This window comes from Pseudoalteromonas piscicida (assembly GCF_000238315.3).
GTDB classification, from domain to species: domain Bacteria; phylum Pseudomonadota; class Gammaproteobacteria; order Enterobacterales; family Alteromonadaceae; genus Pseudoalteromonas; species Pseudoalteromonas piscicida.
Map to the genome: position 1 here is coordinate 4,201,838 of NZ_CP011924.1, position 21,529 is coordinate 4,223,366.

Genomic DNA, 21,529 nt, shown 5'->3' on the forward strand with positions numbered 1-21,529 from the left:
AACATAAGGAACACTCCATATGTCTGAAGTCAATAAAATTGACGTAGACGCGCTAGAAACCCAAGAATGGTTACAGGCGCTTGAGTCGGTAGTAAAAGAAGAAGGCGTAGAGCGCGCTCAGTTCTTGTTAGAGCAAGTATTAGAGCAAGCGCGTCTTGATGGCGTAGATATGCCAACAGGCACTACGACTAACTATGTCAACACAATCCCAGCAGATCAAGAACCTGCGTATCCTGGGGATGTGAACCTTGAGCGTCGTATTCGCTCTATCATCCGTTGGAATGCTATTATGATCGTACTTCGTGCTTCGAAGAAAGATCTTGAGCTGGGCGGGCATATGGCCTCTTACCAGTCGTCAGCTGCATTCTATGAAATGTGTTTCAACCACTTCTTCCGTGCACCAAACGAGAAAGACGGTGGTGACTTAGTGTATTACCAAGGTCACATCTCTCCGGGCATTTATGCTCGTGCATTTGTTGAAGGCCGCCTAAGCGCTGAGCAGCTAGATAACTTCCGTCAGGAAGTAGACGGTAACGGTATTTCTTCATACCCACACCCTAAGTTAATGCCTGAATTCTGGCAGTTCCCAACGGTTTCCATGGGTCTAGGTCCAATCGCGTCTATCTACCAAGCGCGTTTCCTTAAATACCTAGATGGCCGTGGTCTAAAAGATACGTCTGAGCAACGCGTTTACGCCTTCCTTGGTGATGGTGAAATGGACGAGCCAGAATCACGTGGTGCGATTTCTTTCGCTGCCCGTGAAAAGCTAGACAACCTATGCTACCTAATCAACTGTAACCTACAGCGTCTTGACGGCCCAGTAATGGGTAACGGTAAGATCATCCAAGAACTAGAAGGCCTATTTAAAGGTGCTGGTTGGAACGTGATCAAAGTCGTTTGGGGTTCTGGTTGGGATAAGCTACTTGCCAAAGATACTACGGGTAAATTGCTGCAACTGATGAATGAAACAGTTGACGGTGATTATCAAACTTACAAAGCAAAAGATGGTGCCTTCGTACGTGAGCACTTCTTCGGTCGTTACCCAGAAACAGCAGCGCTTGTTGCTGATATGACTGACGACGAAATCTTCGCGTTGAAGCGCGGTGGTCATGAGCCATCTAAGCTATTTGCTGCATTTAAAGCGGCACAAGACACCAAAGGTCGTCCGACTGTGATCTTAGCTAAAACCGTTAAAGGTTACGGCATGGGCGCTGCGGCTGAAGGTAAAAACATTGCTCACCAAGTTAAGAAAATGGACATGACACACGTAGCGCACCTACGTTCACGTCTAGGTCTAGATGACTTGGTATCTGATGAGCAATTACAAGAGCTACCTTACTTGACGCTAGAAGAAGGGTCAAAAGAGCACGAATATCTACATGCTCGCCGTAACGCGCTTCACGGTTATACACCTAAGCGTCTACCTAACTTCACAGAAACACTTACGCTACCTGAGCTAGATGCATTTAAACCGCTTCTAGAAGAACAAAAGCGTGATATCTCAACCACAATGGCATACGTTCGTGCACTTAATATCTTATTAAAAGACAAGAATATCGGTAAGAGCGTTGTTCCAATTATTGCTGATGAAGCGCGTACTTTTGGTATGGAAGGTTTATTCCGTCAAATCGGTATTTACAACCCGCACGGCCAAAACTACAGCCCAGAAGACCGCGATATCGTTTCTTACTATAAAGAAGCAACGTCAGGTCAGGTACTACAAGAAGGTATCAATGAGCTAGGTGCGATGTCTTCATGGGTTGCAGCAGCAACGTCATACAGCACCAACGACCTACCAATGATCCCGTTCTATATCTACTACTCAATGTTTGGTTTCCAACGTGTAGGTGATATGGCGTGGATGGCGGGCGACCAACAAGCGCGTGGCTTCCTATTAGGGGCAACTGCCGGTCGTACAACGCTAAATGGTGAAGGTCTACAGCACGAAGACGGTCACTCACACATTCAAGCAGGTACAGTGCCTAACTGTATTTCTTACGACCCAACGTTTGCATTTGAAGTAGCGGTTATTCTGCAAGATGGTATCCGTCGTATGTACGGTCCAGAGCAAGAGAACGTGTTCTACTACCTAACGCTAATGAACGAAAACTACCATATGCCAGCAATGCCTGAAGGCGCTGAAGAAGGTATTCGTAAGGGTATTTACAAGCTTGAAAGCTACACTGGCGACAAAGCACAGGTTCAGCTAATGGGCTCGGGTACTATCCTGAACGAAGTACGTAAAGCGGCGCAAATTCTAAGCGACGATTACGGTATCGGTTCAGACGTATTCTCTGTAACGTCATTTAACGAGCTTGCTCGTGACGGTCAAGATGCAGAGCGTTTCAACATGCTTAACCCAGAAGCAGAGCAAAAAGTAGCTTACATCACCAGCGTGCTTGGTGATGCGCCAGCAATTGCTGCTACGGATTACATGAAAAACTATGCTGATCAAGTACGTGCATTTATGCCAAGTGCATCTTACAAAGTACTTGGCACAGACGGCTACGGTCGTTCAGACAGCCGTGAAAACCTACGTCGTCACTTTGAAGTGAACGCCGGTTACGTGGTAGTTGCTGCACTTGGCGAGCTAGTTAAGCAAGGCAAAGTTGAAAAATCAGTAGTGACTGACGCTATCAAGAAATTTGATATCGACACCACCAAAACTAACCCACTTTACGCATAAGAGGACGAGTGATGGCAATCGAAATTCATGTTCCAGATATTGGTGCCGATGAGGTTGAAGTAACCGAGATCCTAGTAAGCGTAGGTGACACGGTTGCAGAAGAGCAATCGCTTATCACTGTTGAAGGCGACAAAGCATCAATGGAAGTACCTGCCTCAGTGGCGGGTACAGTTAAAGAAATCAAAATAGCGGAAGGCGATAAAGTATCGACTGGCTCTTTGATTATGGTTTTTGAAGCGGCAGGTGAAGAAGCACCGGCAGAGCAACCAGCAGAAGAAGCTAAGCCAGAAGCAAGCGCCTCAGGCAAGACAGAAGTGAAAGAAGTTCACGTACCAGATATTGGTGGCGATGAAGTTGAAGTAACTGAAATCTTAGTAGCTGCGGGCGATGTTGTTGAAGAAGAGCAATCGCTTATCACGGTTGAAGGCGACAAGGCTTCAATGGAAGTACCAGCACCATTTGCAGGTACTATTAAAGAAGTGAAAATCAACGCAGGTGACAAAGTGTCAACCGGTTCATTGATCTTCATCTTCGAAGTGGCAGGTAGCGGTGATGCGCCTGCGACTACTGAAGCTGCAGAAGCGCCAGCTGAAGAGCAAGCACCAGCTGCATCAGCTGAAAAAGAAGTGCATGTACCAGATATCGGTGGCGACGAAGTTGAAGTCACTGAAATCATGGTTGCTGTTGGCGACAGCGTTGAAGACGAACAATCTCTTATCACGGTTGAAGGCGACAAAGCCTCAATGGAAGTACCAGCACCGTTTGCAGGTACGATTAAAGAGATCAAAGTCAATGCGGGCGACAAAGTATCAACGGGCTCTTTAATCTTCGTATTCGAAGTGAAAGGCGCGGCACCTGCACCTCAGGCAGCAGCTAAAACTGAAGCAAAACCAGCTCAATCAGCGGCTCCCGCGGCAAAAGCTGAAGCACCAAAAGCTTCTGCACAAAAAGATGACTTTGTGGCCAATGAACAGTATGCCCACGCATCACCTGTGGTACGTCGTTTAGCGCGTGAGTTTGGAGTTAACCTAGCTCGCGTTAAAGGTACAGGTCGTAAAAATCGTGTACTAAAAGAAGACGTACAAAACTACGTGAAAGAGCTGGTTAAGCAAGTTGAGTCTGGTCAAATCGCAAAAGGTGGCAACACTGGCGGCGGTGAGCTTGGTCTTATTCCTTGGCCAAAAGTAGATTTCAGCAAGTTTGGTGAAATTGAAGAGAAGAAACTTTCTCGCATCAACAAGCTATCGGGTGCAAACCTTCACCGTAACTGGGTACAAATCCCACATGTTACGCAGTTTGACGAAGCAGATATCACAGAGCTTGAAGCGTTCCGTAAAGAACAGAACGTGCTAGCTGAGAAGAAGAAAATGGGTGTGAAGATCACGCCATTAGTATTCGTGATGAAAGCGGCTGCAAAAGCACTTGAAGAGTTCCCAACATTTAACTCTTCACTACCTGAAGATGGTGAGAGCTTAATCTTGAAGAAATATGTTCACATCGGTATCGCGGTTGATACACCAAATGGTCTAGTGGTTCCTGTTGTTCGCGACGTGAACAAGAAAGGCATCATTGAGATATCACGTGAGTTGATGGAAATTTCCAAGAAAGCACGTGATGGTAAACTGACGTCTGCTGATATGCAGGGCGGCTGTTTCACTATTTCAAGCCTAGGCGGTATCGGCGGTACGGCGTTTACGCCAATCGTTAATGCTCCTGAAGTTGCGATTTTGGGTGTTTCTAAGTCAGACTTCAAACCGAAATGGAATGGTAAAGAGTTTGAGCCGCGCCTAATGGTGCCGCTAAGCTGTTCATACGACCATCGTGTCATTGACGGCGCGCTAGCAGCTCGCTTTACTGTGACACTTGCAAACTACCTAAGCGATATTCGCCAGCTAGTAATGTAAGAATAGAAACCGCATGATTTAGGTGATGCGGTTTTCTTGTATTTTATTGTTCCGCTTGATAATTAGGCGGGACAACAGAGAGTGTGAATAATACACTTTCGAGCAATAATAACTCTCTCTGCCCTGTGCCCCGAATCGGGTGTTTGGCAGGCACTTTGGGTCGGCTACTCTCGACGAGTAAACCCGTTCAAATAACAGTTAAGGTAATAACATGAGCAACGAAATCAAAACTCAAGTTGTTGTACTAGGCGGTGGTCCTGGTGGTTACTCTGCAGCATTCCGTGCAGCAGACTTAGGTTTAGACGTTACACTAATCGAATCTCGCGACACGCTAGGTGGTGTGTGCTTGAACGTTGGTTGTATCCCTTCAAAAGCCCTTCTTCACGTTGCAAAGGTAATTGACGATGCAGCTGAAATGGCTTCTCACGGTGTTTCTTTCGGTGCTCCACAAATTGATCTAGACAAAATCCGTTCATGGAAAGAGTCTGTTATCGGTCAACTTACTGGTGGTCTTGGCGGAATGGCTAAGATGCGTAAAGTAACTGTAGTTAATGGCTACGGTAAGTTCACAGGTTCTAACACTATCGCAGTTGAAGGTGCTGATGGTGCGAAAACAGTGACCTTTGAAAACGCAATCATTGCAGCGGGTTCTCAGCCTGTAAGCCTACCTTTCATTCCTGAAGACGAGCGTATCATCGACTCTACAGGTGCACTTGAGCTTAAAGACGTGCCTGAAAAGCTACTTGTACTAGGTGGTGGTATCATCGGTCTCGAGATGGGTACTGTTTACCGTTCACTAGGTTCAGCGATTGACGTAGTTGAGTTTGCTGATCAACTAGTACCAGCGGCAGACAAAGACGTTATCAAGATTTACCAAAAGTACGTTAAAGACAAGTTTAACGTAATGCTTTCTACTAAAGTTGTTGCTGTTGAAGCGAAAGAAGACGGTATCTACGTATCTTTCGAAGGCAAGCAAGCACCAGAAGGCCAAGTTCGTTATGACAAAGTACTAGTTGCTGTTGGTCGTACACCAAATGGTAAGCTAATCGACGCTGACAAAGCGGGCGTAAATGTTGATGAGCGTGGCTTTATCAGCACTGACAAGCAAATGAAAACCAACGTTGATCACATCTTCGCTATCGGTGACATCGTAGGTCAACCTATGCTTGCACACAAAGCGGTTCATGAAGGTCACGTTGCTGCTGAAGTTATCTCTGGTAAGAAGCATTACTTCGATCCTAAGTGTATTCCTTCAATTGCATATACAGATCCAGAAATCGCTTGGGTTGGTGTGACTGAGAAAGAAGCAAAAGAGCAAGGTCTAAGCATTGAAACTGCGGTATTCCCGTGGGCTGCTTCTGGTCGTGCAATCGCTTCTGCACGTACTGAAGGTTCTACTAAGCTTATCTTTGATAAAGAGTCAGGCCGTGTGATCGGTGGTGCTATGGTTGGTATCAATGCAGGTGAAATGCTTGGTGAAATCGGTCTAGCAGTAGAGATGGGTGCTGACGGTGAAGACCTAGCGCTTACTATCCACGCTCACCCAACGCTGAACGAGTCAATCGGTCTAGCTGCTGAAATCTTCGAAGGTTCAATCACTGACCTTCCAAATAAAAAAGCAGTGAAGAAAAAGTAAGTTTTTCTGAGCTTTTAAAAACCCAGCCTTGTGCTGGGTTTTTTGTTTTTGGCTAAGTGGGAGAGCTTATTTTTCTAAGTATCCTAAGCCATCAGCCTGAGAAAATTAATAATTACAAGTAGTAAGGCGGAAGTGGCAATAAATAGCCAGCGCATTTGGTTGAGTAGTCCGAGTAAATGCTGAATATGTTCAGATGAGGGTTGCGCTTTTGCACCTACCCGCATCACGTCAAAACGTTCACCAAAATAAAAACGCGGCCCTGCGAGTTGTGTATGTAAATTTGCTGCAAAAAAGCTCAGTGCCCATCCAGTATTCGTTTGGCTAAAGTGACGGCCGTAGTATTTAATGTAGTGCCAAGTTTGCTTTGGTCTAAGTAGCAACGAAAAGCAGGTAATTAATAATCGAATAGGCACAAACTCAACGAGCCAAATCATGCGGGAAAGACTTGCCATAAAACGGCTTGAGGGGAGCATTACTTGCCGCCAAGCGTGGTCACACAGTAGTAATAGTTTATAAAATAGCGCGAGATAGGGACCTGCTGCTAGATACAGTAAAGCAATGACAAAAAAATGGCGCAAGGTATTTAATGCGGTGCTATCTATGGCGGCTTTACAAATACCAAGCTCTGTTAGCTTCTCTACATCTCTTGCTACCATTCCTTGCAACACGGCTCTTGCGGTTACTTTTTGCTTTGATTTTATCAATGCGGAAATACGCTTAACACGGCTTTCATGGCTAATATCTAAGCATAAAAACAACACCAGCCCACCGAGCCAATTAGGATAAAAAGCAAAGCTAATAATCGCATGAGTTAATACAGTGATAGTTAATATTGGTAGGAGGAAGCCGAGTGTGCCGGATAAAAGTTGATAACTAGAAGCCGCTTTGGGGCGATAAACTCTTTCGGCAATGGCTTTAAAAACAAGGCTAAGAATAAGATTAGGGTGATAAAGTGTTGATAACCTTACCCCTAGGCTGGCAAAAATCGCCAGTAAGAAAATGATCAGGCCCTCATGGGCCTGAAGCAAGCTGTCGAGCACTAAAGCGTAACCTTATCCAGCTTATTAAGTAGTGCCATCACCATCTTAGAAGAGTTTACAGAAGCGACTTCTAGATACTCTTCGAATGATTGCGGTGATTCTTTGCCGGCGATATCAGATAGCGAGCGGATCACAACAAATGGCGTGTTTAAAGAATGACAAGCCTGCGCAATTGCCGCACCTTCCATTTCGACTGCTAACATCGTAGGGAAGTCTGCACGCGCCTTGTCGATGCGTACTGGGTCACACATAAATGAGTCACCCGTACAGATCAAACCAACCATAGTTTGAATGCCTTCAAGCTCATGTACGCTTTGCTCTGCAGCTTCAACTAATTTTGCATGCGAAGTGAACGCAGCAGGTATTTGTGGAACTTGACCAATTTCATAGCCAAATGCAGTAACATCAACATCGTGATGACGTACTTCATTTGAAATAACCACATCGCCGACGTTTAGTGATGGTTCAAAACCACCTGCAGAACCCGTGTTGATCACGCAATCTGGCGCAAAGTTGTCGATCAGCAAAGTTGTCGCAACTGTTGCTGCCACTTTACCAATGCCAGACTGTACAAGCGTTACATCAAGACCAGCCAGTTTGCCGGTATAAAAAGTAAAGCCACCTTTGGTCAATGTTTGCGGGTTTTCCATGGTGTTACGCAAAATGGTAACTTCTTGCTCCATTGCGCCGATAATGCCTACTTTCATCAAAAGATTCCTAATTTGTGGTGGGGAAAGCCCCAGTGTCAAAATTGCTTTTATTATACGAAAGGGGTTTTGATAGGTAAAACAAAAAACGGGCTGACGCCCGTTTTGCTAGATTTCTGCCAACTGAGTTGACTGTGCTTTTGCCTGTGAAGGTGACAGTACTGCAGGTTTGTAGGTGCGGTTTCTGGTTTTCTTTGGCATCTCCACTTTTTGGCCGAGCTTGAATAAGATTGCCGCACGAACTTCAGCACTTTGGTAGCCACTTTTGATTTTCATGCGAATGTGTGGAATACCCGCAGATTCCAGAGCGCCACTGACAAACCAATCTTTTTGTGCTTTATGGCCGTTTTTATTGGAATTATTGACTAAGTCTACAGCGGCAACAATTTTCAGTGTCTCTTTGTCTACCAAAACATAATCCAACTGTTTATTCTTAGCTTTAGTTACCGCGGCACGACGTGCTTTTGGAGAGATCCCCGGTTTGCACTCAATCACATCAATGAGTTTAATGCGGCTAACGATTTTATATATATCGCCAACAGCACGTTCTAATAAATGTAGAAACGAGGCTTCAACGGTAGTAAAAACAGATTCTTTACGATTAAACGGATAAGGATTGCCACCTACATCGGTGTACTTAGAAGCGACAATGGAAGCAACGACCACTAGAGCCAAAATAGCAAGCAACGCAAATTCCATACAAAACTCCAAATCAAAAAAATGACATCTGTGATTTGATAAGCAATAGCTGTGCCAAAATAGCGCTTAAATTAGTGGGTGGTTAACATTAAATCGGTGAATCAGTATTTGGGATATGGAAAGAAAAATAAAGTGCTTTAAGTTGTTTATACTAGGCAGCGATATCTTACAGCAGGGCTGCCTAGTACTGGATAATGATACTATACCAATTAACCTTAATACTTGCTCAATTTGAAGGAGTAAACCTGACGCTAACAGCGTTAAAACTTTTTTTTTGAATGCCTTCAAGCTCATGTACGCTTTGCTCTGCAGCTTCAACTAATTTTGCATGCGAAGTGAACGCAGCAGGTATTTGTGGAACTTGACCAATTTCATAGCCAAATGCAGTAACATCAACATCGTGATGACGTACTTCATTTGAAATAACCACATCGCCGACGTTTAGTGATGGTTCAAAACCACCTGCAGAACCCGTGTTGATCACGCAATCTGGCGCAAAGTTGTCGATCAGCAAAGTTGTCGCAACTGTTGCTGCCACTTTACCAATGCCAGACTGTACAAGCGTTACATCAAGACCAGCCAGTTTGCCGGTATAAAAAGTAAAGCCACCTTTGGTCAATGTTTGCGGGTTTTCCATGGTGTTACGCAAAATGGTAACTTCTTGCTCCATTGCGCCGATAATGCCTACTTTCATCAAAAGATTCCTAATTTGTGGTGGGGAAAGCCCCAGTGTCAAAATTGCTTTTATTATACGAAAGGGGTTTTGATAGGTAAAACAAAAAACGGGCTGACGCCCGTTTTGCTAGATTTCTGCCAACTGAGTTGACTGTGCTTTTGCCTGTGAAGGTGACAGTACTGCAGGTTTGTAGGTGCGGTTTCTGGTTTTCTTTGGCATCTCCACTTTTTGGCCGAGCTTGAATAAGATTGCCGCACGAACTTCAGCACTTTGGTAGCCACTTTTGATTTTCATGCGAATGTGTGGAATACCCGCAGATTCCAGAGCGCCACTGACAAACCAATCTTTTTGTGCTTTATGGCCGTTTTTATTGGAATTATTGACTAAGTCTACAGCGGCAACAATTTTCAGTGTCTCTTTGTCTACCAAAACATAATCCAACTGTTTATTCTTAGCTTTAGTTACCGCGGCACGACGTGCTTTTGGAGAGATCCCCGGTTTGCACTCAATCACATCAATGAGTTTAATGCGGCTAACGATTTTATATATATCGCCAACAGCACGTTCTAATAAATGTAGAAACGAGGCTTCAACGGTAGTAAAAACAGATTCTTTACGATTAAACGGATAAGGATTGCCACCTACATCGGTGTACTTAGAAGCGACAATGGAAGCAACGACCACTAGAGCCAAAATAGCAAGCAACGCAAATTCCATACAAAACTCCAAATCAAAAAAATGACATCTGTGATTTGATAAGCAATAGCTGTGCCAAAATAGCGCTTAAATTAGTGGGTGGTTAACATTAAATCGGTGAATCAGTATTTGGGATATGGAAAGAAAAATAAAGTGCTTTAAGTTGTTTATACTAGGCAGCGATATCTTACAGCAGGGCTGCCTAGTACTGGATAATGATACTATACCAATTAACCTTAATACTTGCTCAATTTGAAGGAGTAAACCTGACGCTAACAGCGTTAAAACTTTTTTATTTAGAACAACTAAATAGCAAAATTTTTGCCTTGTTATCGACAAGATTTTCTCGCCTCAAAATAGACCACTTAATTAAGATAACTGGTATTAGCTCGCGTTATTTGTCCTCTTTAAGCACATAGATCTCACCATCGAAACTACCTTGAATGGTCAATCCTTGGCCTGCCAGTTCCTTGAGATATTCAATATGCTCTTGGGTAATATGTTGACCTGGCACCAAAAGCGGAATACCCGGAGGATACGGGGTGACTAAACCTGCACAAATACGGTTGTTGCTCTTGCTAATAGGTACAGATTCACGCTCGCCGTAGAAGGCATCACTAGGAATACAAGCAAGGTCAATAGCGGGCAAATTCTCAGGTAAGCGTGAGCGTCGCGTTGACTTCGATAGTTTTACCTTGCCGCCATCAAGTTTCTTTAAGGCATTGTATAAACGAATGATCTTTGAGCGTGTACCACCCAAGGTTAGTAAGACTAAGATGGTACTGTGTGTATATTTCTCAATCTCCAGCCCAATTTCGTCCAGCAGAAACTTATGAATATCCTTTAATGAGTATGGCAGCTCACTAATATCGATGAGGATTTTAAGTGGATCATGCCCCATATTATCGCCACTAAAATGTGGGAATATATTCATAAAGTCTTGCTTATCAAGCACTTTAATATGCTTGAGCGAGGCCATCTGCTGTTTGAATTCTGCAACATGGTTCAGCAGTGCATTGAGTAACTTATAGCCTTCCATCTCTAGCTGCTTTTGGCACACATCCAAAGACGCAATAAGCTGGTATTTGGGCGAGGTGCTGGCGTAGATACTGTAAATCTCACGGAAGAAATCAGCATCAAAATCGGGGTCATTAATATGGATATAAGACGCCTGCGAAAATGCCGATACGACTTTATGCGCCGAATGGGTGACATAATCGGCACCTGCATGAATGGCGGAGTAATGGCGCAAGCTAGGGTGAAATAGCGAGTAAGCAAACCAAGCTTCATCAATAAAGACTTTGATGCCATGCTGATGAGCAAATTCTACGACTTGTTTCAGGTCGCTCAGCAAACCATCATAGGTACAGCCTGTGAGCACCAGTAGTTTTGCATCGGTATTTTGTTCAATCGCTTGCTTAATATCGGCCAGTGAAGGCGGTGCAAATATGCCATATTTTGGATTTAAGATACTCGACAAATAGATTGGGAAACTGGCCGATTGCAAAATGCCATAGTGCACAGACTTATGACAGTTGCGGTCGATGATCACCTTATCGCCCTTGCGAAGGAGGGTTTGCAAAATAATTTTATTCGAGGTGGACGAACCGTTGGTCACGAAGTAGGTGCGTTTAACCTCAAACGTTGCCGCTGCGGACTCCTGAGCGCGGCCAATGGTATTGGTGCTGTCTGACAGTGAACCTAACGAATCAACCGATACAGACAAGTCTCCGACAAATACATTACGGCCATAGAATTGATAAAAATCTTTGATATAAGGAGAGTTTCTAAAGCTCGAACCGCCGCTGTGACCCGGAGTATGCCAAGAGTCGTTCGCTTCGCCGACATAGCTGCGATACGCCGTCCAAAATGGCGTCTCGGCTCTGTCATCAAAGTCGTTGATCATATATCCTAAAATGGCTTCAGGATCTGAGATAACTTCATCTTTAAAGAAGAAAGACTCGATTTCCTCGGATTCGTTGACTATCTCAAGCCCTTTAGTGTCATCACCAATAACGTAAACCGGTAATTATAGACGAATACTTTTTAATTGCTCGATAAAGCGACTATAGGTTTGTTCGCCACTTTTGTTGTGCACATCCCAACTCAGCACGACGGCTTGAATATCACCATCTTCAGTGACATGTTCCAAGGCTTTTGAAAGTTCGAGGCATTCAATAATATCGATTTGAACATCCTCTCGCTCAAAGTTAGGGATCGTTTTTGACAGATTGCTTGAGAGCGCTTGCAATACAGCTGGCTCTTGTTCTATTAACAAGATACGAAGGACAGGTAGCATAATGATATTCGCATTAAAATTTAAAGACTTTCATTAGCATAAAGAAAGCGCAGTGATTTGTGAAATCAATACTTTGAAAATGTTCCAGAAATTGTAAAACGGATGTAGGCGAGGAAGTTGTTGCGAGTGATGGAAAGTGTGCGATTCAACATAGGAAACAGGAAGGTTTCGAGTATCAGGCGTGTCTGAGTTAAATTTGGGATAGGGTGTTTTTGAAGGCTGTATTACGATTGCTTTTCAATGATAAATACAGTCGGTAGTTATAAAAACAATAGTACTAGCTAACAGATCAAAAGGAGTCAAAATGAGATTGGTTAATTATGTTGTGTATGTGTTCTTATTTGGGTGTTTAATCAGCTTCCCTTCATGGGCTGATACAAATAACTTGTCGGGAACATTGGTTGTTGTAAATAAAAAGGGGGACTCGGTTGATTTCATCGATCTTAGCAGCCGAAAAATTAAGCTGACGCTCGCAACCGGCAGAGGACCACATGAATTAGCAATGAGTGCCGACGGGCATACGGCTGTTGTCACTAATTATGCACGTGGCAATAGTCTAAGTGTTTTTGACGTTCGGCAAGCAAAAAAAGTAAAAACCATTGATTTGTCTCGTTATCCAAGGCCACATGGCGTGTTGTTTTTTAAAGACCAAAAACGCGTTGCAGTATCGTCTGAAGGTTCAGACAGTGTGGTAATCGTTGATATAGAGTCGGGGAAAATTGATAAAGTAATAGCAACAGAGCAAAAAGGCTCTCATATGGTGGCGCTGCCGGCGTCTAGCGAGCGTGTTTACACCACAAATATGCGCGCAGATTCAGTGTCTGAATTAGATGTAAAGTCAGGTGCCTTACTTCGCAAAATTTCAATGCCAAAAGTACCAGAGGCTATCACTATAAATAAAAGTGGCTCAGAGCTCTGGGTTGGTAGCAACGATGATGGCTTAGTTACCGTGTTTGATGTAGCAAATGAGCGTATAATTAAGCAATGGAAAGGCTATAGCTTTCCATACCGTGTGTTACTTACCCGCGATGAGCAGCTTGCTGTGATCCCAGACTATAGGAATCACACCCTTGATGTGATCGATGCAATGCACAAAGAAAAGCTGCGTCAAATAAAGTTTGAGCTGGGAACAGGACCAAAAGGCGTGATCCTCCATCCAGACGATCGCACTTTATTTTTATCCGCTTACCAAAAAAATAAGGTCCTTGTTATAGATATTGTATCTGGCAAAACCTTATTTGAACTCCCTACTGGTAACGGACCAGATGGAATAGGGTATTCAGCAGTGGTATTGCCTTAGGCTAGCCATCTCGTCGATACGAATGTGGCGTAAAGTAGGAGCTGCTTTACGCAGCGATCTGTGTTTCCAGAACACTTGGATAATTTTACGAAACAACAAATTCACGGTAACCACCATAAATAAAAGTTGTGCTTATGCTAAAACAAAGATTAACTATCAGTCTTCTCTTTAAACTCACATAAGTCTTCAATAATACAGCTGCCACATTTAGGTTTACGCGCGGTGCACACATAGCGGCCATGGAGAATATTGCTTGAGAGCGCTTGCAATACAGCTGGCTCTTGTTCTATTAACAAGATACGAAGGACAGGTAGCATAATGATATTCGCATTAAAATTTAAAGACTTTCATTAGCATAAAGAAAGCGCAGTGATTTGTGAAATCAATACTTTGAAAATGTTCCAGAAATTGTAAAACGGATGTAGGCGAGGAAGTTGTTGCGAGTGATGGAAAGTGTGCGATTCAACATAGGAAACAGGAAGGTTTCGAGTATCAGGCGTGTCTGAGTTAAATTTGGGATAGGGTGTTTTTGAAGGCTGTATTACGATTGCTTTTCAATGATAAATACAGTCGGTAGTTATAAAAACAATAGTACTAGCTAACAGATCAAAAGGAGTCAAAATGAGATTGGTTAATTATGTTGTGTATGTGTTCTTATTTGGGTGTTTAATCAGCTTCCCTTCATGGGCTGATACAAATAACTTGTCGGGAACATTGGTTGTTGTAAATAAAAAGGGGGACTCGGTTGATTTCATCGATCTTAGCAGCCGAAAAATTAAGCTGACGCTCGCAACCGGCAGAGGACCACATGAATTAGCAATGAGTGCCGACGGGCATACGGCTGTTGTCACTAATTATGCACGTGGCAATAGTCTAAGTGTTTTTGACGTTCGGCAAGCAAAAAAAGTAAAAACCATTGATTTGTCTCGTTATCCAAGGCCACATGGCGTGTTGTTTTTTAAAGACCAAAAACGCGTTGCAGTATCGTCTGAAGGTTCAGACAGTGTGGTAATCGTTGATATAGAGTCGGGGAAAATTGATAAAGTAATAGCAACAGAGCAAAAAGGCTCTCATATGGTGGCGCTGCCGGCGTCTAGCGAGCGTGTTTACACCACAAATATGCGCGCAGATTCAGTGTCTGAATTAGATGTAAAGTCAGGTGCCTTACTTCGCAAAATTTCAATGCCAAAAGTACCAGAGGCTATCACTATAAATAAAAGTGGCTCAGAGCTCTGGGTTGGTAGCAACGATGATGGCTTAGTTACCGTGTTTGATGTAGCAAATGAGCGTATAATTAAGCAATGGAAAGGCTATAGCTTTCCATACCGTGTGTTACTTACCCGCGATGAGCAGCTTGCTGTGATCCCAGACTATAGGAATCACACCCTTGATGTGATCGATGCAATGCACAAAGAAAAGCTGCGTCAAATAAAGTTTGAGCTGGGAACAGGACCAAAAGGCGTGATCCTCCATCCAGACGATCGCACTTTATTTTTATCCGCTTACCAAAAAAATAAGGTCCTTGTTATAGATATTGTATCTGGCAAAACCTTATTTGAACTCCCTACTGGTAACGGACCAGATGGAATAGGGTATTCAGCAGTGGTATTGCCTTAGGCTAGCCATCTCGTCGATACGAATGTGGCGTAAAGTAGGAGCTGCTTTACGCAGCGATCTGTGTTTCCAGAACACTTGGATAATTTTACGAAACAACAAATTCACGGTAACCACCATAAATAAAAGTTGTGCTTATGCTAAAACAAAGATTAACTATCAGTCTTCTCTTTAAACTCACATAAGTCTTCAATAATACAGCTGCCACATTTAGGTTTACGCGCGGTGCACACATAGCGGCCATGGAGAATAAGCCAGTGGTGGACATCCACTTTAAACTCTTTTGGTACAACCTTTTCCAGCTTTTGCTCGACGGCCACCACATCTTTACCCATAGCAAACTTGGTGCGGTTGGAAACGCGGAATATATGGGTGTCTACAGCAATAGTCGGCCAGCCAAAAGATAAGCAAGGTAGTTGTCTGGTTGAAAGTATAATAGCACTTGAATTTTTTTGCTTTTCAGTGGCATAGTTCCTAATGCAATAAAATAATATGGATTTTTCATGGCAGAACTTTCAATTCCCCAATCTTTAAAAGCACACTTAGCTAGCAATGATGTTATTCCTTTAATTGGTGCTGGTGTTTCTATGTCTGTCGAAAAGAAAGATGGGAGTAGAGCTTTTCCATCTTGGCCTGAACTACTTAACTTTGCAGCAGAAAGATTGGAAGATGAAGAGTTATTAGATGATAGTCAGCTAGTAAAATTGCTTGTGAAGAAAGGAAAGCTCCAACAGGCTGCACAAGAAGCTCAAGAGCAATTGTCAGGCAGGCGCTGGTATGATTTTATGCAATCCCAATTTGCAATAGATTTCACTCAATTGGACGATAGTTGTAAGGCGTTACCACAGGCAATATGGCAATTAAGTAGCAGGCTTGTTACCTTAAATTATGACAAGGTATTAGAATGGGCACATACAGAATCAGTTAATGTTTGTGCTTTTGATAATGACAACACAAACAAACTTGCCGAATTTACTCGAAACGGCTCCCATGAAATGCTTTGGCATTTACATGGTAAAATAGATGTTCCCCAAAACATGGTGCTGACACCACAATCATATTATCGCCTATATCAAGAAAATGCCAAAGAACACTATCAAACAGCACTTACAAAGTTTAGAGAATTACTTAGCAATAAGATTCTTCTATTTATAGGCTGTTCACTTAATGATGCTGAGTTATTGGCTGAAATTGTAAAGCAAAACCAACTGTTTGACGGCAATACAGGCCCTCACTATGCACTTGTAAGAGAAAAAGACAAAGAAATAATAGAGCAAAAATTAATCGGTATTAATGTAGAATTACTTACTTTTAGTGACTTTGGTCAACCGTTGATAGCTTCTGTTCAGCAACTAGCTGAATGCAAAAATAAACTAGAGCAGCAACAAATAATTCAGCAACTAGAAGAATCAGTTCAACCACTTAACGAAGAACCAAATAAGTACGATAAAATTGGTCTATTTACAGCCTCACCTTTAGATAAACCAATAGATGATTCGGATATCATCGCAAAACTTAAAAAGTTTAAACATCCTATTTCGCAACAAGCTTTTACAGAAAGTAACTTAATGGAGGCTGATGATTATTCCATTTTATTTTTATTAGCCAAAACAACGAGTAGTGGATTGTTGATTGAAGACGACAACGCTTGTAGTGATTACCTAGCAATTGATGAACTAGAAAGTAGCTTACCATTTAATGCTAAAATAACAGTGTTGATCACAGATAAACCATTGAATGAGCAAGAACTAGGGCGAGTTAAGTTTCCATTACTGGTTTTTCCTCTGTTAAATCAACAAGGCAAAGAGCTTAAACCTCTTGATAAATTAGCGCATCAGCTATTTAAAAGGCCGGATGTTAAACACTTCATTGATAAAAGTAATGTTCAATCGGTGCATATTAGCGGTGAGTTATTAGAATCTCTGAAACCAGAAAATCGCAAGCATTGGCAGAAGTATCAACCATTACTACCTAAAGGTATTAATGCAAGTGAATTGCAAGGTTTTACTGGGCGCTTATCTGATTTAGCGGATATCAGCCAAAAGCTTGCTAAAGCAGCCAACAAACAAAGGTTATTAACAATTAAAGGCAGTGGTGGCTTAGGTAAAACAACAATAGCAAAAAAAGTGGCATTAGAATTAGCGAATCGCGGGCATTTTGATGCAGGTGTGAATTTTATTGATTGTGAACATATCTCAAGTAGTAATCAGCTTGAAATGCACATCGGCAGTGCCTTTAACTTACGTGCCGCTGATGATTTATTTGATCACTTAGCAAAACATCATGATCAGCGAGAGCGCTTACTGATTTTTGATAACTTAGAAAGTTTATTGTATTTAAAACAAGCGGGTAAAAGCCAAAATAAGCAAGAAGTAGAACAAGTTAGGTTATTGTTATCGCAAACACTAATGTACGCAAATGTGTTGGTTACTTCCAGAGAAAGTGTTAATGCTGAATGGGAAGATGTGTTGCCATTTCGGCAAATGGAATCTGAAGAAGTATTAGCATTATTTAATCGCCTAACTAAAAATGGTTACCACAGTGATAAAGATCAAGAGTTTGCGCGCAGAAAAATTCTAGAACCACTACTAAATAATAACCCGTTAGCCATTAAGTTAATTTGTGATGGTATGCCTGCAGGTAAAAGCTTAAAAGAGTTAAAGCAAGAGTTAGAAGACGACTTTTTTGATAAGGTTAAAGAAGAAGACTTAATTTTAATGTTTGACGATGAAGTTGATTTGAATATTAATCGTCAAGAGTCTCTTTATGTTTCTATTCTTTATTCTTACCGTTCATTGGAGGAACATCAGAAACGTACATTGGAGTCCTTCTCGTTATTTCCTGACGGAATAGACCTCGATACATTTAAACATTTAATAACAGAGAGTAAGAGGAAGGATAGAAACGAAGAGGCAAGTAAATTGAAAAAGCCGATTAGTGATAAAGATATTGCTGTTCTTACAAATAAATCATTAGTCGAAGCTTATGGTGAGTTTTATTCATTACAATCGGTTATCCAACGTTTTGCCCGTTTTCGATTTGAACAACATACGGCAGAAAAAGACAAGCTAGAATTGTTCAGGCAAGCCTTTAAATACAACCTGCAGCTCATGGAGTTTGTTTATAAACTCAGGAAAACAAATAAAAAAGCAATGCATATCTTCTTATCTTTATTTAACAATTTGTTAAGTGCGATCGATTACGGTGCAAAAGAAAATGTAGTGAGAAGTGAAACTGAACTTGAAGATTACTTTGAGATGATCGATAACATCTCTCAATTTTCAAGTGATTTAAATCTAGGCTCTGAATTTTTAGCTGCCCACGAAGCAATTAATATTGAAGGGCTTATAACAAAAAGTAATGAATTTCGGGTAAAGCAGGTATGGAAGCTCATTGAGCTAAGCGTGCGCTATTATAATGGCGAGTTTGATGCTGCTTATGAGAAATTAAAATCTTTAATGACAATTGAGTCTTTATCGGCTCTTTCAGGAAATTATGAAAGAGGTCGAGTGCTTGAAAGAAATGTTTACTATATCGCAGCAAGCCTATATCAGATGGAAGGTTATGCACTTGATAGAGTTGCCCATGACATAAAGTTTAATTCATATCGTTACGTTACTTTGAGGTTATGGAATGTTCAAGTTGCAATGAATGTTGAATCTTTAATGAATCTTGTTAACACTGACTTGAGTTACTTCGAGGCACAAGGTTATTTATATGGTGCAATCAATCTAAATCAACTAAATCATTCAATTGATGATCTATATGAAAATCAGCATATGGAAAGGGTGCAGTTAACTTATCTTAAATTTCGTGAAACCTATGTGAGCTTCGAAGCTATAGATAAATTGGTTAGCGTTAACCCTTATACTCGAGGTTTAAAAAAGTTGATGTATGCTTTTTCATGCGAGCATGAACAGTCATCTGAGCTAGAACATAATGAGCTGAATGAGAATATAATTCGGTATTACCAATCAGCATTACCAGACTTAAGCCATATTAAGTTTTATTATGTGCAAGCTCTTTATTTTTATGCTCGATTTTTACAAAAAGCTGATAGTTTAGATTTCGAAACTATTTATGAACAAGGGTTAGGGTTAACTAAAAGGCATTATTATCGATATTGGCAACACAGATTTTTATTATTAAAACAACCCAGTTTAGGACGTTATAAACCAGAAGATTACCCACTACCTGGAAACCCTGATATTTCGTCATTAGTTGAAAAGCAAGCTAAGTGGATAAAACGAACTTATGGTACAAGCTTAAATCCATTCAATCAGGGCAACACTGAGTTAAAAGCGCTTCCAAGTTAAATTTTTCAATATTATTTTTTAGATGGGAGAGTTTTATAACTCTCCCTGATAAGTTTTAATTAAGCAGTGAAGTAAGCCCAAATTCAGATAATAATTAGTGTGACTTAAATTTCAGTCTTCTCTTTAAACTCACATAAGTCTTCAATAATACATGAGCCGCACTTGGGTTTGCGGGCAACACAGACATAACGGCCATGCAAAATCGGTATGGAAGCTCATTGAGCTAAGCGTGCGCTATTATAATGGCGAGTTTGATGCTGCTTATGAGAAATTAAAATCTTTAATGACAATTGAGTCTTTATCGGCTCTTTCAGGAAATTATGAAAGAGGTCGAGTGCTTGAAAGAAATGTTTACTATATCGCAGCAAGCCTATATCAGATGGAAGGTTATGCACTTGATAGAGTTGCCCATGACATAAAGTTTAATTCATATCGTTACGTTACTTTGAGGTTATGGAATGTTCAAGTTGCAATGAATGTTGAATCTTTAATGAATCTTGTTAACACTGACTTGAGTTACTTCGAGGCACAAGGTTATTTATATGGTGCAATCAATCTAAATCAACTAAATCATTCAATTGATGATCTATATGAAAATCAGCATATGGAAAGGGTGCAGTTAACTTATCTTAAATTTCGTGAAACCTATGTGAGCTTCGAAGCTATAGATAAATTGGTTAGCGTTAACCCTTATACTCGAGGTTTAAAAAAGTTGATGTATGCTTTTTCATGCGAGCATGAACAGTCATCTGAGCTAGAACATAATGAGCTGAATGAGAATATAATTCGGTATTACCAATCAGCATTACCAGACTTAAGCCATATTAAGTTTTATTATGTGCAAGCTCTTTATTTTTATGCTCGATTTTTACAAAAAGCTGATAGTTTAGATTTCGAAACTATTTATGAACAAGGGTTAGGGTTAACTAAAAGGCATTATTATCGATATTGGCAACACAGATTTTTATTATTAAAACAACCCAGTTTAGGACGTTATAAACCAGAAGATTACCCACTACCTGGAAACCCTGATATTTCGTCATTAGTTGAAAAGCAAGCTAAGTGGATAAAACGAACTTATGGTACAAGCTTAAATCCATTCAATCAGGGCAACACTGAGTTAAAAGCGCTTCCAAGTTAAATTTTTCAATATTATTTTTTAGATGGGAGAGTTTTATAACTCTCCCTGATAAGTTTTAATTAAGCAGTGAAGTAAGCCCAAATTCAGATAATAATTAGTGTGACTTAAATTTCAGTCTTCTCTTTAAACTCACATAAGTCTTCAATAATACATGAGCCGCACTTGGGTTTGCGGGCAACACAGACATAACGGCCATGCAAAATCAGCCAGTGGTGGACATCCACTTTAAACTCTTTTGGTACAACCTTTTCCAGCTTTTGCTCGACGGCCACCACATCTTTACCCATAGCAAACTTGGTGCGATTGGAGACGCGGAATATATGGGTGTCTACAGCAATAGTCGGCCAGCCAAAGGCGCAGTTTAGTACCACGTTGGCGGTTTTGCGACCCACGCCTGGCAGCGCTTCGAGTGCTTCACGGTTTTCAGGAACTTCGGAGCCGTGCTTGTCGACGAGGATCTGACACATTTTATAGACGTTATTGGCTTTTGAATTAAATAAACCAATGGTTTTGATATAGTCTCTTAAGCCCTCAAGGCCAAGCTCCAGGATCTTTTCTGGTGTGTTGGCAACAGGGAAGAGTTTGCGTGTCGCTTTGTTTACCCCAACATCAGTGGCTTGTGCTGAGAGGGTAACGGCAACTAAAAGCTCGAATGGTGATGAGTATTCTAGCTCAGTTTCAGGGTGTGGATTTTCGTCCCTGAGTCGCGTGAGTATTTCTATACGTTTTTGTTTATTCATAAGATTTACTTGCTAAATTCAATGACGGTAGCATGCGGTTATTTTCATTAAGCAGCGATAGTGACGGTATCGCTG

At 41.6% G+C, this 21,529-nt stretch carries 12 protein-coding genes and 5 pseudogenes; 7 read left to right on the top strand and 10 right to left on the bottom strand.

Translation table 11 applies throughout. From position 1 onward, the window contains the following. The first annotated feature begins 19 nt into the window (after positions 1 to 19). The 3 genes from aceE (at position 20) to lpdA (ending at position 6,226) form a co-directional block, all read left to right on the top strand. Positions 20 to 2,686, top strand: a complete 2,667-nt coding sequence (gene aceE, locus PPIS_RS19130; protein WP_010370326.1) for a pyruvate dehydrogenase (acetyl-transferring), homodimeric type — start codon at positions 20 to 22, stop codon at positions 2,684 to 2,686. Positions 2,687 to 2,697: 11 nt separating this feature from the next. After that, a complete protein-coding gene (gene aceF, locus PPIS_RS19135) occupies positions 2,698 to 4,590 on the top strand; it encodes a pyruvate dehydrogenase complex dihydrolipoyllysine-residue acetyltransferase (protein WP_010370330.1) in 1,893 nt (630 codons plus the stop codon). 211 nt (positions 4,591 to 4,801) lie between these two features. After that, positions 4,802 to 6,226, top strand: a complete 1,425-nt coding sequence (gene lpdA, locus PPIS_RS19140) for a dihydrolipoyl dehydrogenase (protein WP_010370334.1) — start codon at positions 4,802 to 4,804, stop codon at positions 6,224 to 6,226. Positions 6,227 to 6,309: 83 nt separating this feature from the next. Here the strand turns inward: lpdA and PPIS_RS19145 are convergent, their stop codons facing one another. From PPIS_RS19145 to PPIS_RS19175, 6 genes and pseudogenes are all read right to left on the bottom strand, one after another. Further along, positions 6,310 to 7,266 carry a cobalamin biosynthesis protein gene (locus tag PPIS_RS19145; RefSeq protein ID WP_010370337.1) on the bottom strand — a complete coding sequence of 319 codons (957 nt, stop codon included), beginning with the start codon at positions 7,264 to 7,266 and terminating at the stop codon, positions 6,310 to 6,312. Next, the gene (mtnN, locus tag PPIS_RS19150; RefSeq protein WP_010370340.1) at positions 7,266 to 7,973 is read right to left on the bottom strand and encodes a 5'-methylthioadenosine/S-adenosylhomocysteine nucleosidase; all 708 of its coding nucleotides are present in this window, start codon (positions 7,971 to 7,973) and stop codon (positions 7,266 to 7,268) included. The genes PPIS_RS19145 and mtnN (PPIS_RS19150) overlap by 1 nt, the downstream gene beginning before the upstream one ends. 108 nt (positions 7,974 to 8,081) lie before the next feature. Further along, on the bottom strand, positions 8,082 to 8,672 hold the full coding sequence (locus PPIS_RS19155) for a DUF2726 domain-containing protein (RefSeq protein ID WP_010370345.1): 591 nt from the start codon (positions 8,670 to 8,672) through the stop codon (positions 8,082 to 8,084). Positions 8,673 to 8,946: 274 nt separating this feature from the next. Beyond that, a pseudogene (gene mtnN, locus PPIS_RS19160) lies at positions 8,947 to 9,366 on the bottom strand (5'-methylthioadenosine/S-adenosylhomocysteine nucleosidase); the annotation flags it as partial. Between the two features lie 108 nt (positions 9,367 to 9,474). Continuing rightward, positions 9,475 to 10,065 carry a DUF2726 domain-containing protein gene (locus PPIS_RS19165; protein WP_010370345.1) on the bottom strand — a complete coding sequence of 197 codons (591 nt, stop codon included), beginning with the start codon at positions 10,063 to 10,065 and terminating at the stop codon, positions 9,475 to 9,477. A 373-nt stretch (positions 10,066 to 10,438) separates the two neighbouring features. Next, a pseudogene (locus PPIS_RS19175) lies at positions 10,439 to 12,343 on the bottom strand (aminotransferase class I/II-fold pyridoxal phosphate-dependent enzyme). 304 nt (positions 12,344 to 12,647) lie between these two features. On the opposite strand from PPIS_RS19175, the gene PPIS_RS19185 reads away from it, so the two are divergent. After that, on the top strand, positions 12,648 to 13,643 hold the full coding sequence (locus tag PPIS_RS19185; protein WP_010370356.1) for a YncE family protein: 996 nt from the start codon (positions 12,648 to 12,650) through the stop codon (positions 13,641 to 13,643). Positions 13,644 to 13,792: 149 nt separating this feature from the next. On the opposite strand, the pseudogene PPIS_RS19190 reads toward PPIS_RS19185, so the two are convergent. Next, positions 13,793 to 13,891, bottom strand: a pseudogene (locus PPIS_RS19190) (endonuclease III); the annotation flags it as partial. 373 nt (positions 13,892 to 14,264) lie between these two features. Here PPIS_RS19190 and PPIS_RS19195 point away from each other — a divergent pair. Next, positions 14,265 to 15,260, top strand: coding sequence for a YncE family protein (locus PPIS_RS19195; protein WP_010370356.1), 996 nt, complete (start codon positions 14,265 to 14,267; stop codon positions 15,258 to 15,260). 149 nt (positions 15,261 to 15,409) lie between these two features. Here the strand turns inward: PPIS_RS19195 and PPIS_RS19200 are convergent. Then, a pseudogene (locus tag PPIS_RS19200) lies at positions 15,410 to 15,661 on the bottom strand (endonuclease III); the annotation flags it as partial. A 99-nt stretch (positions 15,662 to 15,760) separates the two neighbouring features. Here PPIS_RS19200 and PPIS_RS19205 point away from each other — a divergent pair. Further along, complete coding sequence (locus PPIS_RS19205; RefSeq protein ID WP_010370362.1) at positions 15,761 to 19,573, top strand: SIR2 family protein; 3,813 nt, start codon at positions 15,761 to 15,763, stop codon at positions 19,571 to 19,573. Positions 19,574 to 19,677: 104 nt separating this feature from the next. Here the strand turns inward: PPIS_RS19205 and PPIS_RS19210 are convergent. Next, positions 19,678 to 19,776: pseudogene (locus PPIS_RS19210) on the bottom strand (endonuclease III); the annotation flags it as partial. Between the two features lie 26 nt (positions 19,777 to 19,802). Between PPIS_RS19210 and PPIS_RS19215 the strand changes: the two are divergent. Next, entirely contained in the window at positions 19,803 to 20,714 is a 912-nt protein-coding gene (locus tag PPIS_RS19215; RefSeq protein WP_249031235.1) for a hypothetical protein, read from the top strand. A 104-nt stretch (positions 20,715 to 20,818) separates the two neighbouring features. Here PPIS_RS19215 and nth read toward each other — a convergent pair whose 3' ends face one another. Then, positions 20,819 to 21,454 carry an endonuclease III gene (gene nth, locus PPIS_RS19220; RefSeq protein ID WP_010370364.1) on the bottom strand — a complete coding sequence of 212 codons (636 nt, stop codon included), beginning with the start codon at positions 21,452 to 21,454 and terminating at the stop codon, positions 20,819 to 20,821. Between the last annotated feature and the right edge of the window lie 75 nt (positions 21,455 to 21,529).

Excerpts from the sequence above, each read along its gene's own strand:
- aceE (WP_010370326.1), top strand. The coding sequence starts at position 20 with ATGTCTGAAGTCAATAAAATTGACGTAGACGCGCTAGAAACCCAAGAA.
- aceF (WP_010370330.1), top strand. The coding sequence starts at position 2,698 with ATGGCAATCGAAATTCATGTTCCAGATATTGGTGCCGATGAGGTTGAA.
- lpdA (WP_010370334.1), top strand. The coding sequence starts at position 4,802 with ATGAGCAACGAAATCAAAACTCAAGTTGTTGTACTAGGCGGTGGTCCT.
- mtnN (WP_010370340.1), bottom strand. The coding sequence starts at position 7,973 with ATGAAAGTAGGCATTATCGGCGCAATGGAGCAAGAAGTTACCATTTTG.
- PPIS_RS19155 (WP_010370345.1), bottom strand. The coding sequence starts at position 8,672 with ATGGAATTTGCGTTGCTTGCTATTTTGGCTCTAGTGGTCGTTGCTTCC.
- PPIS_RS19165 (WP_010370345.1), bottom strand. The coding sequence starts at position 10,065 with ATGGAATTTGCGTTGCTTGCTATTTTGGCTCTAGTGGTCGTTGCTTCC.
- PPIS_RS19185 (WP_010370356.1), top strand. The coding sequence starts at position 12,648 with ATGAGATTGGTTAATTATGTTGTGTATGTGTTCTTATTTGGGTGTTTA.
- PPIS_RS19195 (WP_010370356.1), top strand. The coding sequence starts at position 14,265 with ATGAGATTGGTTAATTATGTTGTGTATGTGTTCTTATTTGGGTGTTTA.
- PPIS_RS19205 (WP_010370362.1), top strand. The coding sequence starts at position 15,761 with ATGGCAGAACTTTCAATTCCCCAATCTTTAAAAGCACACTTAGCTAGC.
- nth (WP_010370364.1), bottom strand. The coding sequence starts at position 21,454 with ATGAATAAACAAAAACGTATAGAAATACTCACGCGACTCAGGGACGAA.